The sequence below is a fragment of the Alicyclobacillus kakegawensis NBRC 103104 genome (assembly GCF_001552655.1).
Taxonomy (GTDB): Bacteria; Bacillota; Bacilli; order Alicyclobacillales; family Alicyclobacillaceae; genus Alicyclobacillus_G; species Alicyclobacillus_G kakegawensis.
In genome coordinates this window covers 1-15,640 of record NZ_BCRP01000018.1, presented here as the reverse complement: position 1 = coordinate 15,640, position 15,640 = coordinate 1, and the positions used below count along the sequence as shown (strand labels likewise).

General features: G+C 58.4%; 14 protein-coding genes and 1 riboswitch. Of the genes, 6 read left to right on the top strand and 8 right to left on the bottom strand.

Translation table 11 applies throughout. From position 1 onward, the window contains the following. Positions 1-6: 6 nt before the first annotated feature. Positions 7-543 (bottom strand): cupin domain-containing protein, encoded by a 537-nt coding sequence (locus AK2_RS12700; RefSeq protein WP_067934998.1) that lies wholly within the window; start codon positions 541-543, stop codon positions 7-9. Positions 544-1,077: 534 nt separating this feature from the next. Here AK2_RS12700 and AK2_RS12695 point away from each other — a divergent pair. Beyond that, positions 1,078-1,776 carry a class II aldolase/adducin family protein gene (locus AK2_RS12695; protein WP_067934995.1) on the top strand — a complete coding sequence of 233 codons (699 nt, stop codon included), beginning with the start codon at positions 1,078-1,080 and terminating at the stop codon, positions 1,774-1,776. Positions 1,777-1,888: 112 nt separating this feature from the next. On the opposite strand, the gene AK2_RS12690 is transcribed toward AK2_RS12695, so the two are convergent. Next, positions 1,889-3,139: an MFS transporter gene (locus tag AK2_RS12690; RefSeq protein WP_067934993.1), complete on the bottom strand. Its 1,251-nt coding sequence runs from the start codon at positions 3,137-3,139 to the stop codon at positions 1,889-1,891. 412 nt (positions 3,140-3,551) lie between these two features. On the opposite strand from AK2_RS12690, the gene AK2_RS12685 reads away from it, so the two are divergent. From AK2_RS12685 to AK2_RS12675, 3 genes are read left to right on the top strand one after another with little or no spacing between them, the layout of a single operon-like run. Next, positions 3,552-4,652 (top strand): Bug family tripartite tricarboxylate transporter substrate binding protein, encoded by a 1,101-nt coding sequence (locus tag AK2_RS12685; RefSeq protein WP_067934988.1) that lies wholly within the window; start codon positions 3,552-3,554, stop codon positions 4,650-4,652. A 34-nt stretch (positions 4,653-4,686) separates the two neighbouring features. Further along, complete coding sequence (locus AK2_RS12680) at positions 4,687-6,204, top strand: tripartite tricarboxylate transporter permease (RefSeq protein WP_067934987.1); 1,518 nt, start codon at positions 4,687-4,689, stop codon at positions 6,202-6,204. Then, positions 6,201-6,800: a tripartite tricarboxylate transporter TctB family protein gene (locus AK2_RS12675; protein ID WP_067934986.1), complete on the top strand. Its 600-nt coding sequence runs from the start codon at positions 6,201-6,203 to the stop codon at positions 6,798-6,800. Before AK2_RS12680 ends, AK2_RS12675 begins: the two co-directional genes overlap by 4 nt. A 180-nt stretch (positions 6,801-6,980) precedes the next feature. On the opposite strand, the gene AK2_RS12670 is transcribed toward AK2_RS12675, so the two are convergent. The 3 genes from AK2_RS12670 to AK2_RS12660 are packed head-to-tail and all read right to left on the bottom strand — an operon-like array spanning position 6,981 to position 9,945. After that, positions 6,981-7,478: a tripartite tricarboxylate transporter TctB family protein gene (locus AK2_RS12670; protein ID WP_067934980.1), complete on the bottom strand. Its 498-nt coding sequence runs from the start codon at positions 7,476-7,478 to the stop codon at positions 6,981-6,983. Next, positions 7,456-8,985, bottom strand: a complete 1,530-nt coding sequence (locus AK2_RS12665; protein WP_157076335.1) for a tripartite tricarboxylate transporter permease — start codon at positions 8,983-8,985, stop codon at positions 7,456-7,458. Before AK2_RS12665 ends, AK2_RS12670 begins: the two co-directional genes overlap by 23 nt. An 18-nt stretch (positions 8,986-9,003) precedes the next feature. Further along, positions 9,004-9,945: a tripartite tricarboxylate transporter substrate binding protein gene (locus AK2_RS12660; protein WP_281180664.1), complete on the bottom strand. Its 942-nt coding sequence runs from the start codon at positions 9,943-9,945 to the stop codon at positions 9,004-9,006. A 347-nt stretch (positions 9,946-10,292) separates the two neighbouring features. On the opposite strand from AK2_RS12660, the gene AK2_RS12655 reads away from it, so the two are divergent. Together AK2_RS12655 and thiC are read left to right on the top strand one after the other, a co-directional pair. Beyond that, the gene (locus AK2_RS12655; protein WP_067934976.1) at positions 10,293-10,649 is read left to right on the top strand and encodes a hypothetical protein; all 357 of its coding nucleotides are present in this window, start codon (positions 10,293-10,295) and stop codon (positions 10,647-10,649) included. A gap of 15 nt (positions 10,650-10,664) precedes the next feature. Next, a riboswitch (TPP riboswitch) is annotated at positions 10,665-10,775 on the top strand. 162 nt (positions 10,776-10,937) lie between these two features. Next, entirely contained in the window at positions 10,938-12,707 is a 1,770-nt protein-coding gene (gene thiC / locus AK2_RS12650; RefSeq protein WP_067934975.1) for a phosphomethylpyrimidine synthase ThiC, read from the top strand. A 43-nt stretch (positions 12,708-12,750) separates the two neighbouring features. Here thiC and AK2_RS12645 read toward each other — a convergent pair whose 3' ends face one another. The 3 genes from AK2_RS12645 to AK2_RS12635 all read right to left on the bottom strand — a co-directional run. Then, the gene (locus AK2_RS12645) at positions 12,751-13,533 is read right to left on the bottom strand and encodes a bactofilin family protein (protein ID WP_067934974.1); all 783 of its coding nucleotides are present in this window, start codon (positions 13,531-13,533) and stop codon (positions 12,751-12,753) included. Next, positions 13,490-14,659, bottom strand: coding sequence for a flagellar assembly protein A (locus AK2_RS12640; RefSeq protein ID WP_083521171.1), 1,170 nt, complete (start codon positions 14,657-14,659; stop codon positions 13,490-13,492). The genes AK2_RS12645 and AK2_RS12640 overlap by 44 nt, the downstream gene beginning before the upstream one ends. Before the next feature lie 46 nt (positions 14,660-14,705). After that, positions 14,706-15,640: EAL domain-containing protein (locus tag AK2_RS12635; RefSeq protein WP_067934970.1), on the bottom strand; the 935-nt coding region annotated here is incomplete at its 5' end.

The following is a 15,640-nucleotide window of genomic DNA, read 5'->3' as shown; positions in this document are numbered from 1 at the left end:
AGTACGTTACACCTCGTCTTCCCGCGGCACGAAGCCAGCACCGTGTTCAGTCGGCTCTGTCGGACGCGGAATGACCGTTTTCTGAAACAACATGTTCATGAACATGTACATGGGCTTTGTCTTGATGACCAGTGCACGAGCCGGCTTGAAAGGGTCTGCGTTATTGTGCTGATGGACGCAGTTGTTGTGCACGATGGCCACATCGCCCGCCCGCCAGTTGTAGCGAACCCCGTCGTGGATCTCGTATCCGCTGCCGTCGAGAATGTAGAACGCTGCTTCGTTCACATGCCCATGTTTCTGCGACTTTCCTCCGGGCGCATATTCCTCCACGTGGATATGCAGCGTTTGCCCCAGTCCGTCGACGGGTTCCATGTAGTGCTTACTGAACGTCTGTGGCCCATCCATAAACTTGATTTCGTCACCGCGCCGGACACGGGGCAGAGACCGTAGGCGCTCCAGCTCCTGCTTCAGGCTGTATTCACCCTGAATTGCTCGTACGAACACCCGGTCTTTCTTGCTGTGATAGTGCGACTCGCCCCCCACTTAGATCCCTCCCTATCACTCTTTTCCGTGAAACGTGCAGGTCAGTGAACCGCTGTCCCCAATACCATCCGGATGCACTGGCCATCTTCGTCTCGTCTGGGAATGGAGCCCTTACTATCTTTCTTGGGGATAATATATATCCGGAATCGAATCGTTAGATAAATCGATTTCTTCTATACGGAACGCCCGCATGATAAACTTCGGTCTCGTACCTCAGGACGGCGGTTGGACGGAGGGAAAGACTCCGTATTGTAGGGAGTGAACTCGCCAAGCGCTCGCTAGGCGATATGTACGTGCCTGTCGAAAGGCTGTCGATGAGCGTCCAGACGAGATTTCACTTTCTTGTATATAGAACGGGGCATATCCTTCTGAGGCGAGGCCACCCTACAATCGAACTGCAGGGGGAAACCTTCGACGGATGAGATGAGTTCAGCGGCGCGGTAGCGTGCAACCGCGCTCTCTTGAATCGTCTCGTGGCGTCTCATTCGTCCGGAGACCATACGGACAAAGCCGGAAGGCGCGGAGGTGCGACTGATGATGACGATGGACAGGCAGGCTCGACTAGCTGTGGCCGTTCGACTCTTCGAGGCGCTGGATCTTTTCGACATGAACGGCCACGTGAGCGTTCGTGCAGAAGATGGCTTTTGGACCCACGGCCGACAAGCCGCTCGCGCTACCGTCACGGTCAAGGATCTCATTCTCGTGGATTGGGACGGAAAATTGAAGCAGGGTGATCAAGAACCGCCCAATGAGGTCTATCTTCACTCGGAAATCTATCGACTTCGACCGGATGTCCATGCGGTCGCGCACTTTCACGGTCACTGGAGCACCATCCTCAGCGTGACGGGTATTGGCCCGAGACCGGTCAGTTCTGTCACGTGCGTGCTGGGCAAGCACATTCCCATCTATGAAGATCCCGATTCCATCAGCCACGCGGAACGGGGGCGTGAAGTTGCCCGTTGTCTCGGCCCGCACAAAGTCTTGCTATTGCGCGGCCATGGCGTGGTGACAACCGGGAATTCCCTAGAAGAAGTATTGGTGCTCGCAAAATATATGGAAATCAATTCTCAACGACAGGTTTTCACCCATCTTCTCAATCCCAACGCTCATTTGCGGGATGACGAAATTGATCGCATCGGCCCGAGTCTGTGGACTGCTAAAAATATCCAAAAAACGTGGACGTATTATTACGAGAAAGCCGCGCGTGAGGGAAGATTCATCGGCATCCTGTAGAGCCGTTCCGCAGAAGCATGCCCGCTTTACAGCAAACGCACCTCGGGAATCGGGGAAGGGGCCGCTTTGCCCCCTATGGAACCCATTCCACCGTCAGGTGCGTTTGCAGGATTCACATCGTTTGCGTGCCCGTATTTGAAGCCGTTGGTGCCGACCAATTCCCCGTGACGTAAATCAGTCCACCGACCACGTACGACGCCGCGACCACCAGAAAGAAGGGAGTGAATCCCAAACGCTCGACCACAAGGGATAAGACCAAAGGCCACAGTGCTGAAGCACCATATGTGATCCCGAAAAACAAGCTGTAGGTGTTCGCGTGCTCTGCCTGAGACGTAATGTCTGAAACCAGGGTCTGCTCGATTGGGCTGTAACCATACACGAATATGCCGAAGGTAACCAGCAAGACAGCCAACAGCCAAACGTTGAAAGCCGCCATGAAAGCTAAACAAATGCCAAGAGACGCGGCGCCGAATAGCCAAAAACTGAGCACCTTGGAGCGGTTCAGCTTGTCCGAGAGACGCCCCGCCAGCACCGGACCGACCACGCTGGTGACCGTGAACAGGGTGAACAGGATGCCGGTGAATCCCTTGCTGAAGTGCATCTGATTGAGCAGGAACAGAGGTAGAAACGTCTGTAGAATGCCGAGCCCCTTCCCCCCCGCCGTCACGGACGCCGTGACGATAAGCCTCCGCACCCGCGGATTCTTCAATGGAGAAAAAAATCCGTCTCGAGAACGCACCGCGCCACGTTTGGATTGAGGAGCCGCCACCATTTCCGGAGGCAGGCACATAAACAACAGCACGGCCACCGCGAATGCAGGCAAGCTCAACCCATACAGGGTGTTCCTCCATCCAATCAGTGGAATCAATGCGGTGGCGATAAGCGGCGACACGACGGTGGCTATGTTGGCTACCGCAAAGTGAGTCGCTTGGGCCACACCCCTCCGTTCTCGGCTGAACCACTTGCTGAGCATGGAGCTGGCTACAGGATGGTGGGGGCTGGCCGCCACTTGGCCCAATGCGACGACTGTTGTCAGCTCGGCATAGTTGTGAACGAACCCACAGAGCCCTATCCCCAAACCGACGCCAATATTCTCATAGGCAATGATATTTCTACCTGACATGTATTTGGTCAGGAAACCCCCGGCACCTTGCAACAGGCCCCCAATCACTCGCGTGATGGTCAGCATCGTGCCCAGATCCACGTATCCAAATCCCATGGATTTCATTAACAATGGGTAGATCAAGGGCAATGCGGCGCCCGGCATATGCGTGATGGCATGGCCGGCACTCAATACACCCAACCGCAAATGCGCCTCACGCAGGTTGTCCTCGGACAAGTACGACGCAGCCACCTCCTGCATACGTGTGCACCTCCTCTCGTCGTTCCGCACAGCTCCCCACGCCTACCGGAATCGATCGGCGGCTGTTGTCCACCTCCTTGTAAGCCCATTCAGATATGCCTGCTTCAGTATAGTGGCCTGAAGGTGGCTGCGCAGGATGGGGATTCTTGCATATGAAACGTTTCCACGCCACCCTCGCGAACCGCTTGCCTGTTGTTCACTCTTCAAGAACGACGGGCTTCCCATCTGTGGTGGATGTCCCCAACAAGTTGTGTTCCATATGCAAGAAAATGCTATCTTCTCGCGCTATCTCACTGCCCTATACTGAGCCATGAATTGCTTATTCAAAGATTCAAAACATCGTTGTATTTCACCACAAGGCAGAATAAGCCATTCATAACTATGATTCCTTATTTGCAAAGGAGAGGATCCCATGAACAATCACAAGTGGTTGATCATTTCGGCCTCAGTGGTAGCGCTTTCTGTTCTCGCTGTGGGCTGTGGCACCAGTGGCAAGACCTCCAACTCCGGAGCAACAGGTGAAGGCGCTACAGGAAGTCAAAAGAACGTGTCGACATCCCACACCGAGTCAGCGACATCGGCTTCAGCTTTTTTCAAAGACAAGACGATGCAGATTCTGGTTCCGTACGGTCCGGGGGGCGGCTACGATCAATGGGCCCGGCTGATTGCTCCCTACCTGCAAGAGTATCTTGGCCTCGGCAAAGTTGAAGTCGTAAACGTCCCGGGGGGAGGGGGAATTGTAGGTACCAATCAGATCTACAGCGCAAAACCTGATGGTCTCACAATTGGTGATACAAACGCCGGTGGCGATGTATTCGACCAAATCGACAACACCCCGGGCGTGAATTTCGATGTCACGAAACTCACGTGGATTGGACGACCGGACGACGACCCGCATATCCTCGGCGTTCACACGAACGGCCCATACAAGTCTTTTACCGACTTAGAACATGCCCAGAAGACGATTAAGGCCCTGGCAACTGGCAAGGGAAGTTCCGACTACAATGCGGCAGTCATCACACTCAATGCGTTCAACATTCCCTACACGATGGTCGCGGCATTCAGTGGCAGCAAGGATGAAAAGGCTTCGTTCTTGAGCGGCAACGGCGACACCATTTCACTGTCGGCCTCCGACATCGCGGAGATACCTGATCAAGCCAAGGTTATACTCTTACAGTCGACAGAGCGCTTCAAGAAGTTGCCCAACGTGCCCACGGTCATCGAGCTGGCGCAACAAGCCGGACTGAACCAAGACAAGATCAACGCCCTGAAAGAAATGGCAAAGATCATGGATCTGGGCCACGCGTTCATCGCGCCTCCCGGCATCCCAGCGGATCGTGTAGCGGCGCTGCGGAAGGCATTTCAGAAGGCATTGTCCGATCCGTCGTTCATTGCCCAGGCAAAGAAAGAAAACCTTTACGTAGGTTACCTGTCAGGGAGCGAGTTAACGAACATCGCGGACAACGCCGTGGCCAATACGAGCCATTTAAAACCACTGCTGCAGGCCAAGTAAGTCTTTTTCCGGCAGTCTCCGAGGAGGTGTCCCTGTGTTTTCGGCTGTGTTGGCTGGTTTCTCTTCACTCCTGACGGTGCATGGACTGCTGCTCTTGTTGCTCGGCTCACTGCTCGGCACGTTGATTGGGACCATCCCGGGCTTGGGCGGAGCCGTTTTGCTCACCATGCTTCTTCCTTTTATCTATGGAATGCCTGTGATTCCAGCGCTTAGCCTGCTGTTGGCCGCGCACACAGGTATTTACTTCAGTGGTTCTATCACAGCTATTCTGTTGAACACTCCGGGCGCTCCCGAATCCGCCGCCACCACCTTTGACGGATACGCAATGACCCGCCAAGGGAAAGCAGCCAGGGCCCTGGGGGTCTCCGCCGTTTCCACGACAATCGGGGGCTGGATTGGCGTGCTTCTGTTGATGGCGGTCATCCCGTTGATGTATCAGCTGATTCAATTGTTTCAGCCGTCCGACTATCTGATGCTGGCCGTTTTGGCCATTATCCTGATTGGACAGATGCGGTCCGGATCGCTGACCAAAGGTTTGCTCTCCGGGCTGTTTGGTTTGATGGTATCGTTCGTCGGCTACGATCCGATTACTGGCGTACAGCGGTTCACGTTCAACCTGCTGTCACTTTACAACGGTTGCAGCATTACGGCGGTTGCACTGGGGTTGTTCGCGTTCGCGGAGATGTTTTCTCTGTACGCAAAAAACAGGGTGACGACCCAATCCACCAAGATTGGATTCAAGGGGAACGCCCCCGGCGCTCGAGTCACCGATGGGATTCGCGATGTGTTCCGACACTCCTGGCTGATGGTACGCTCCGCCATTCTCGGCACCCTGCTCGGGGTGGTTCCCGGTATTGGCGGGGTAGCGGCCAACTTTATCTCGTACGGGCAAGCGGTCAAGACTTCCAAACACCCGGAGAAATTCGGAACAGGCATCCCCGAAGGGATTATCGCCCCGGAATCGTCATCGATTTCCAAGGAGGCAGGCAACCTCATTCCGACAGTGGCGCTGGGCGTCCCGGGGGGCGTCGGAATGGCCGTTCTGATGAGTGGATTTACGATTTTAGGAGTGGTACCGGGCCCCTCCATGTTGAACCAGCATCTGGACGCGGTCTTCGCGATGGCTCTGGTCATCGCGATAGGAAGCCTGCTTTCAAGCGCAATGGGCCTAGCTATGGCTCCTTATCTCGCGAGACTGAGTCAGCTGCCCAGTCGGATTATCGTGCCCTTTATTCTAGCGCTCGGCGCGCTGGGGGTGTACGCTGCAGAACGGGACGTCGGCCAGATTGTCGTCATGCTGGGCTTCGGATTGGTTGGACTGATGATGAAGCGGTTCCAATACTCGATTCCCGCCGCGATGATTGGCTACATCCTTGGATCTGTGGCCGAGAAGAATCTCTACCTGGTGCAACAATTGCAGGGATGGAGGATGTTTGAACGTCCACTGACCGACCTCATGGTCGCCATTATTCTGGCATTGGTCATCGGCCCCTACGTTCGCCGCTTCAAAAAACGCGTTCCGACTCAAGAGCCAAAGGAGGCCAGTCTATGAAGATCTGGCGCGGAGAGCTGTTCATCGATTTCGCCTGGGTGGCGGTTGCAGTGTGGTATATTCGTGTCTCCATGAATTATCCACCGGCAGGACGACTGATTCCGATGGTCGTGGGCACAGCCGCCCTGGTGGTGGGATTGGTCCAGGTGATTGGGAATTTTGTGCCTGCTTTGCGTCCATTCACGCACCAGCGGAAGGCGCAGCCAGCAGCCGACGACCGGGTGGCCGTCTTGGCGAGACAAGTCGATGCCCGGACGAATTCGCCCACAGCCGAGGTGAGTGAACCCGTCGCTCCAATAGACTCCCCTCCACCGCCTGCTTCCCAAGCGGCGGAGATGCAACGAAGAGAGGATGTCCGCCAATGGGCGGCCATTCTCTGGTCCGCTGGGCTTGTGGGGGGCTTGCTTGTACTCGGATTCCTCGTCAGCATTCCTCTGTTCTTCTTACTCTACTTCATCTTGCAGAAGGGTCAGCGAAACTGGAAACTGGCCATTGCTTCCGCCATCGTGATGGGCGCGATAACGTTTGGCGTGTTCGACCAGTTGCTGGGGCTGCACCTGTACAACGGACTCGTATTCACGTCCCTGGCTGGATAGGGCGGGGCGGCCTCACCCCCCACTTTTGGCCCAATGCCGTAACCAGAAGTTGAACGACGTCGGCCCCTGATTTGGCCGCATGGGCGCCCGACCACCTCCATCTCCGGATGTGGCTGGACGAGGTTTTGAGGGGCCGGCATCCTTCGCACCCGGGTGGTATTGGGTCGCGCATCCGCTGGATTACGTGAAGGTAACCGACAGAAACAAATGGAACACGATGTAGAAGAAAGCACATGTTCCGATTGCGGATAGTAGGGCCTGCCACCTATGCATACGTCCCTCCAGCCAGGTGACCAGAAACACGAACACCCCGCTGGCAGCCAAATAGCCTATGATCTGTATGCCAATCGCAAACGCGGTCAGCCAACAAATCCACCGCAGCAGCCGCAGCCATTCCCGGGCTGGCAGGCCGGGGGTTTCCCGAGCAGGCGCAGCCGTAGACACGGATAGGCTGGAACCGGTCCCCTGGCGATGCACGAAGCCCAGGACTTGACGGAGACGCGGAAATAGGTCGGAGAGAAACAAGACAAAGACCAAAATGCACCCCGCAATCGCGATGGGCAAGGGGAGTTCGCGCGCCATGGGCTGGTACGTCCCCCCTACCGCGGCAAACACGATGAATACGGCCAGCAGCGTGAGATCAACGATTATGGTATCAATCGATGTTGTGAACTTCACTGACGGTATCCACCTTCCTGGCACTCATTTGCTTGTTCGAGCGGCCATGCCGAATCGAAAAGAGGAGTACAATCAAAACGACGCACAGCAGCCCGACGGAGATGGGGCGAGTGAAGAAGCCCCGCCACCCCATCGCCAGCAGGGTCTGGTGGAATGACGTTTCCATCAGGCTACCGACCATCAAGGGGATAACGAGGTTGATTTTGGGAAATTCGAACCGGTCCATGATGAAACCCAGCACACCGAACACCAGTGCGACAATCACGTCACCGATCAACCCGTTCAACGCGAAGGCTCCCACAACCGACAGCGCCATGATGATGGGGCCAAGAACGGGCCTGGGCACCAACACGAGCCGGGTCAGATAACCTCCGACAGCCAAAACGATGGCGGCGGTGAGAATATTTCCGGCCACCAAGGCATAAATGACCGTCAGCACCCGGTCTGGATCCGTCTGCACAAGCCGGGGACCGGGATCAATGCCCAAAACGGTCAGCGTCCCCAGGAGCACGGCCATCTCCACATGGCTCGGGATGCCAAATAGCAGCGTCGGGATGAATCCGCTTGCATCCTTGGAGTTGTTCGCTGCCTCGGGCGCAATGACGCCGCCGATTTCTCCCGTCCCGTAACGTTCCGGGTGCTTGCTGAACTGCACCGTCTGGCCATAGGCGATAATGGTCGTAATCGAACCGCCCACTCCCGGGATCATCCCCATCAGCGTCCCGACCAGATTGCCCCGGAAAAACGCACCGAAGTGCTGAAAGACCGATTTCATTCCGGCCCACACGCCGCTGAGCCGATTTCCGATCTTTTCCGTTTCGACCAACCTGTCGCCCTTCAGGGTCATGTCGATGGCTTGACTGATGGCAAACAGCCCAATCAAAGCGGGAACGATATCGATGCCGTTGTACAAATATAGGTTGCCGAACGTGAACCGGACCGTTCCTGTCACCGGATCCGATCCGATGAACGCGATCATCAGACCGAGTGCAACCGTTATCATGCCTTTCCAGATTGACCCCTTTTGGGAGATCACGGCTACCATGCTGAGACCTGCCAAGGCCATCATAAAAAACTCGGGATACGAAAAGGCCAGCACCACCCGCTCGCCCAGCGGTAGAATCAGCGTGAGCACGATAGCACCAATGACCGCGGCCAAGATGGCACTCATCGCGGAAGCACCGACTGCGTACCCGCCGCGGCCTTGACGCGTCAGCGGATACCCGTCAAAACTGGACGCAACACTCGGGGCATGGCCAGGAAGGTTGAGCAGAATCGCAGTGAGAGAACCGGATAACGGAATCGCACTCATCGCCCCAATCATCATGACAATCGCTGACGTGTGGTCCATTTTGTAGGTTATGGGCGTCAGCAATGCCAAAACCTGAGGTCCGCCCAAGCCCGGAAGGATGCCGAACAACATGCCCACAAGCACCCCAATCACCAAAAACAAGGGCGCTGGCCAAGCGAAGAATGCCCCGACGGCAGGTATAAGATGGGCAAACACAGGGAGCACTCCTTTCCGTCAGTGACTGATTTCGTCCTTAATCTCAGGAGCATATTTTCGCATCAGCTTTATGTCCCTTTGGACCGCCATCAGGGTGTCCTGCCCGTTCAAATATTGCGTCGACTCGTTGGCCGCCTTCATTTTCGAAACGAACCCCTGATCCTGAACCGCCTTCTTGAACGCACTCCGCAAGACAGCCAAATTCTCCTGGGAGACTCCTGGGGCTGTGCCCACCACACCTGCCAGTCTCGCGACCGTCGCCAGCTCCGGATGCCCCAACTGACCTATGGTCGGGACATTGGGCAAGCCCGGTAACCTTTGCGACGCGTTGACCCACAAGGGTTTTAACAGCCCGGCGGATATCTCTTGGCGCAATGCTGGATACGGAAATTGAACAAAATCGACCGTGCCTTGAGAGGCAGCGAGTACACTTTGTGAACTTCCGCCGCTCGGTATCGTCGTGGAGTTCTGCACGCCCAAGGACTTCAGGGTGATGAAGCTGATCAACCCCGCTGTCGTCGTAATGCCCGTCGTCCCCACTTTCAGGTGCGGATCTTTTTGTACGTCCTTCAGGCTGTTCAAGCCGGAATCCTTCGAAACCGCAGCCACATAAGGCATCGCGAATACCTGCCCAATCCAAGACACCTTCGTGAGGTCATAGTTCCCCTGCCCGATCAGCGGTCCGAGCGCGATCCCGGGGAGTGTGAAATATCCGATGGTGTATCCATCCGGTTTGGCATTTATCACTTGCATGTCCCCAATTACACTGTTCCCGCCTGGAACATTCTTGACAATCACCGCTGGGTGATGAGGGAGATACTTTGTCAGATAAGGTGCAAGGAGCCTTGCTGTGGTGTCAAAATCCCCGCCTGGGGCATACGGGACAATGAATGTTATGGTGTGTTGGGGATACGTTGAACCTTCTGTCTTTTTTGTTGAATTTGGGTTGCCTGAGGCCATGGAGCCACACCCCGCGGCAGTGGTCAGCATGCCCGCGAGTCCGACGACAGCCATCACCTTGCGCCCCCGACCCCATTTTGACTGTTTGACCTGATCCAAACTCAAACCACTCTCCTCCTGTATCGCGATCCGGAGTTCACGAGACCTTCCCTCGTCGAATCCGGAACCCGCGGAAAAATGGATCTATATTATCAGCATTATCAGCACCAACCTATTGAGTGTCTATGCCGCGTTTCATATAGAAGAAAGTACGGACGCGTAAGCGGCCAAGGCATCTTGCCGCCGCACCCGTCATAGAGTGATAGAGATGGACCCCTATTCAGGCTGTGTGGCAGGAGGTTTCGCTCATGAGATTTGTGCTTCCGATTATATCCGCTGTTGTCGCGGTAGTGAGTGGTTGGCAGGCGATGGCTCTCGCTGAGGTTGGAGTACAGCAGCAGATTCCGCAGTTGGAAGGCGATGGCGGCGCAGGCATGGTGTTTGCCCTGCTTTGCCTGGCCGGGGGTGTGACCGCCCTGTTTCGCCGCTGGCTGGGCTGCGCACTGTTCTTGTTGGCTGCGCTGGTGGGCGCGTGGGCCGGCGTGGTGTTCGCCGACCTTTTGACGGGACTGTGGTCCATCGCGCCGCTCGCGCTGGGGGCCGTGGCGTGGTGGAAGGGTGGTCGCGAGGGTCAACCCATTGCCCCATCTAGCCACACATGCTAGACTGATGGCGACAATTACACATAGCACGGGAGCTTGGTGGAACCAGGCTGAGAGGGTGGCTGTAAGCCGCCGACCGTAACACCTGATCTGGGTAATGCCAGCGTAGGGATTTGCTCAAGATACCTTGTGAGACTTGGGCCGCCGAGGCATTCGGCGGTTTTTTTCGTACCGTTTCTTCATCCTCATTCGCCATTTCTCGAATGGCATGCGCAGGTCTTTCCGGGCATGGTGCGCACGCGCCCCTCCCCTGGCCCTTCCGGCTCCCCCGCGCAAGGAGGAATATGCCCTATGCCTTTTTCCGCATTAGAGTCTGGCTACGGCGAGTGCTTCCCCAACAGCCGCAAGGTGTATGTAACGGGATCCCGCCCGGACGTCCGCGTCCCGTTCCGGGAGATTGTCCTCTCTCCGACCACAGGCCGGCTTGGAGAGCAGGAAAATCCGCCCCTCTGCGCATACGACACAAGCGGCCCATACACAGACCCGGCCGTGGCGACCGATGTGCGGCGTGGCTTGCCGCCGCTACGCCGCAATTGGATCTTGGAACGCGGCGACGTTGAAGTGTACGAAGGACGCGCCCTGCAGCCGGCAGATGATGGAGTGAGAGACGCGTCGCGTCTGGGCGAGAACATTCCGCCCGGTCTGCGCCGCAAGCCGCTGCGCGCGAAGCCGGGACGCACAGTGACGCAGCTGCATTACGCGCGTAAGGGCATCATCACACCCGAGATGGAGTTTGCCGCCATTCGCGAGGGGATGGATTCGGAGCTGGTACGCCAGGAAATCGCCGCTGGTCGTGCGATTCTGCCGGCCAACATCAACCACCCGGAGAGCGAACCGATGGTCATCGGACGCAAATTTCACGTGAAGATCAACGCGAACATCGGCAATTCAGCTGTGGCCTCCTCAATTGAGGAGGAGGTGGAAAAGATGCGCTGGGCGACGCTGTGGGGAGCGGATACGGTGATGGACCTGTCCACCGGAAAAAACATTCACACAACTCGCGAGTGGATTCTACGCAATTCCCCCGTCCCCATCGGCACGGTGCCGATCTACCAGGCGCTGGAGAAGGTTGGCGGCAGCGCGCCCGACCTGACCTGGGAAATCTTCCGCGACACGATCATCGAACAGGCGGAGCAGGGCGTGGACTACTTCACCATCCACGCCGGCGTACGGCTCGCGTACATCCCGCTGACCGCGAAGCGCGTGACCGGAATCGTGTCTAGGGGCGGATCGATCATGGCCGCTTGGTGCCTCGCTCATCACCAAGAAAACTTTCTTTACACCCACTTTGAGGAAATCTGCGAGATTCTAAAGGCCTACGATGTGGCGCTTTCGCTCGGCGACGGACTGCGGCCGGGGAGCATCGCGGACGCGAACGACGAGGCGCAGTTTGCGGAACTGGAGACGCTGGGGGAACTCACGCAAGTGGCTTGGCAGCACGACGTGCAGGTGATGATTGAAGGTCCGGGTCACATCCCGATGGACAAAATCCGCGAGAACGTGGAGCGCGAAATGGAAGTCTGCCACGAAGCGCCATTCTACACGCTGGGACCGCTGGTGACCGACATCGCGCCAGGATATGACCACATCACCTCGGCGATTGGGGCGGCGATGATTGGCTGGTTGGGCACCGCCATGCTCTGCTACGTGACACCGAAGGAGCATTTGGGCCTGCCGGATCGAGACGACGTCAAGGAGGGGGTTATCGCCTACAAGATTGCGGCCCACGCGGCCGACCTGGCAAAAGGCCACCCACGCGCGAGGGTCTGGGACGACGCGTTGTCGAAGGCGCGATTTGAGTTTCGTTGGCGCGACCAGTTCCATCTCTCGCTCGATCCGGTCCGCGCCCAGGCCTTTCACGACGAGACGCTGCCCGCGGAGCCGGCGAAGACGGCCCACTTCTGCTCTATGTGCGGGCCGAAGTTCTGCAGCATGCGCATCACCCAAGACATCCGCCGGTACGCGTCCGAGCGCGGGCTTTCCTGGCACGAAGCGGTGAGGGCTGGCATGCGGGAGAAGGCGCGCGATTTTGTCGACAGCGGCGGCACCCTGTACCGGTAGACAGGATGTCCGCCGGCAGATAGGCCGGCGAAGACGGACAGACTCAGGGTCCGACGGCTTGCCGTTCGGCCACCTCCGCCAGCGACTTTTCACCGTGATACGCGATCCCAAACTCGGGCAGGAGGTTGCGATGCACCGCTCCCCCGATGCAAAAACGGACGTTGGGGTGGCGGATGCGGCAGGCAATCCGGCCGTCGGCCTGCTTCACCTCCACCGCTCCGTCCAATCCGGTGGGGGTCCCAATCTCCCCGGCCTTCACAGCGGTTTGCGCAACCAGCCTCCCACCGCGCACAATGCCCCGCACGAGAATGGATTGGGCCTCGACTTCGCTCGCGTACACGCCCGCTCCGCGCACAGTGACGGTGCCGGTGGCCGATACACGGCTGACCGACAGGCTGTCGGCGACCACCGGGGCGGGCTCAGCGTCCTGCTGAACGCACAGGGCCCGCTCACACTCGGCCAGGGTAACAGCCAGTTTTTCCACGTCCGCGGGTCCCAAGCGGGTGCGAGCGATGCCGGTCCAGTGCTGGGCCACAAGATCGGCCAAACGGCGGTAAGCGGCCGGATATTCTCCAAGCGCACACCCCTTATCCGCCGCAACCTCTTCCAACACCTGCATCAGCTGCGCGTGCTTCTGGGTCAACAAAATGTGGCCGAGCAGTTGCAAGTTCGTACCGTTGACGCGAGGGTCCTGCAGCAGTGTCAAGTAGTTTCCGTGAAAGGGCGCGAACGCCTCCTGCAGGCGGCGGACCTTGGCCGCCAATTCGCTCGCATGGTCGGCACTAAATCCGGCCGCCACATCGGCGTTCACGATGCTGCCGCGCACCCCACACCCCCTCCCCCGCGTGGGCCGTGGATGCGACGACATCGCCATGCACCACGAGCTGGCCGCGCACCCGCAGGATGCTGCCCTCCAACACGGAGCCATGGATGGTGACATGCCCATCGAACTCAATCACGCCGTCGTTGCGGCCAATGTCGTGTTCGAGCGTCAGTTCGGGTATGACATCGATGCGCTCTGTATCCACCACCGGGCGGCCGCTTGCCACAGCCACGACCCTCCCGCCGACCTCCACGACATTCTGGCCGAGAGCCGGGAGGCGGGTAGGCACGTGGGCCGGAATGACACGGCCGAACACGTCGCGCCCGGGCACGCCGGGAACACCGGGCACCAAGTGGGCTAGGGTGGCGCCGGCCGGCACCGTCTGCAGGCGCTTGCGCCGGAGGAGCACATCATATTCGACGGGAAGGGTGACGGCTTCGTAGCGGGCGGGCTGTTCCAACTGGGCGGGACGACCGCGCAGGATGACGCGCTCCGTCGACGCCGCCGCCGAGGTGATCTCCAATATCGCCTGTTCATCGATGTCGCCCTGCAGACCCTTCTTGTCGATCATTTGCCGTATAACGTCCGGATGGTCCGGTGTGGGTGAGACCGGCCGCTCCTCGACCACCAACTGTACAATGTGTTGCGGCGGCTGATGGGGAATGTGCAAACACAGACCGGGCTCCACCTCCGCTTTGACAATCACGGCCAGATTGTCAGGGGTGATACTCAAGCGGTAGCTGCGCCGCCCCGGCTGGCGGCGGGTGACCAACTCAATGCGCTGAGATTGGTGGACAACGACGTCGCCCACCACGGGGCTCCCATCCACCAGCACCGACAACAGCGGGTGTTCCGGCACCTTCAGGATGGCAAAGTCGCCGCTCTCATCGGGGTCTTCGACCACAATGCGCCGCCCGGCCACAGACACACGGCCGTGACGGGGTCGTGAAGACTCCGGGGCGGTCTCGGCCTCAGCGAGGGTATGCCCCGCCCGCCAGGCGGGCGGCGGAGGCGCGCCTTGTACCGGGCCTGGCTGCGGCGGTTGGGGATGCGCCCTGTGGCGTGCGGTGCCTATGTGTGTCAATAGTGAACGACCCGTGCGGATGATTCTTTGTCTCAAGGTTTGCATATCCCTTCCCCCATAGGCGAGCTACGTGGTGTCACGCCTTGCACAGCTACGCCATCATAGCCCGTTGATACAGAACGATCAGGTCGTCCAGTCGCCGGCTCTGCTCCAGCACCTCAGCGTCCGTCAACTGCGTCGCCGCGTTGGCCACCTGCTCAAGCCGACGGCGCTCCCTTTCGATGTGAGCGATCAAGGCTTGGATCTGCTCACAGGCGAGCGGCGGCGACCAGTAGAAGCCTTGGCTCAGCTCCACTCCGGCCTCCGCCAGGGCGACCAGGTCTTCCCGCTCTTCCACGCCTTCGGCGATGACAGCGCGGCCGGACTCCATGAAGCGAACAAACGAAGCCAACAGCCGCTGACGGGTGCGCGAGCGGGCAAGCCCGCGCACAAGCGACCGGTCCACCTTGAGAAAATCGGGATCGAGCGCGACCAGGGTGTTGACCTCTGTCCGCCCCGCCCCGACGTCATCCACGGCAATCTTCACGCCCATGCGGCGCAGCGGCCGAATCTGTTTGGCCAGGCGGACAGGGTCAAACGCGATGGACTCGGTGATCTCGAGGACCACCTCGTGGGCAGGATGAGCAGTCAGGGATAACAGGTGTTCCAATTCGGAGACAAAACGAGTCGATAGGAGAGTTGTGGGCAGGACGTTGATAAACAAACGCCGCTCAACGTTCTGTCCCAGTTGGGGCTCCGATAACAACGCGCTGCGCATCGCCAAAAGGTCCGCGTCCAGGGCTCGACCGTGACGATGGGCGGCGAAAAACCATTCGTCGGGCGGAAACAGGGAACCATCCGTGGGATGGCGCGGGCGGCTGAGCGCCTCGTGAGCGAATACACGGTTTGCGGAGTGATGAACAATCGGTTGGTAGCAGGTGGTCAGCGATTGGCTCGCCAGCACCGCGTGGACCGCATCGGGGCTGAGACCGGCCGGGTTACCGGAAGGATCGGGAGTTGGAAAATTATACCCCCCCCCCCCCCCCC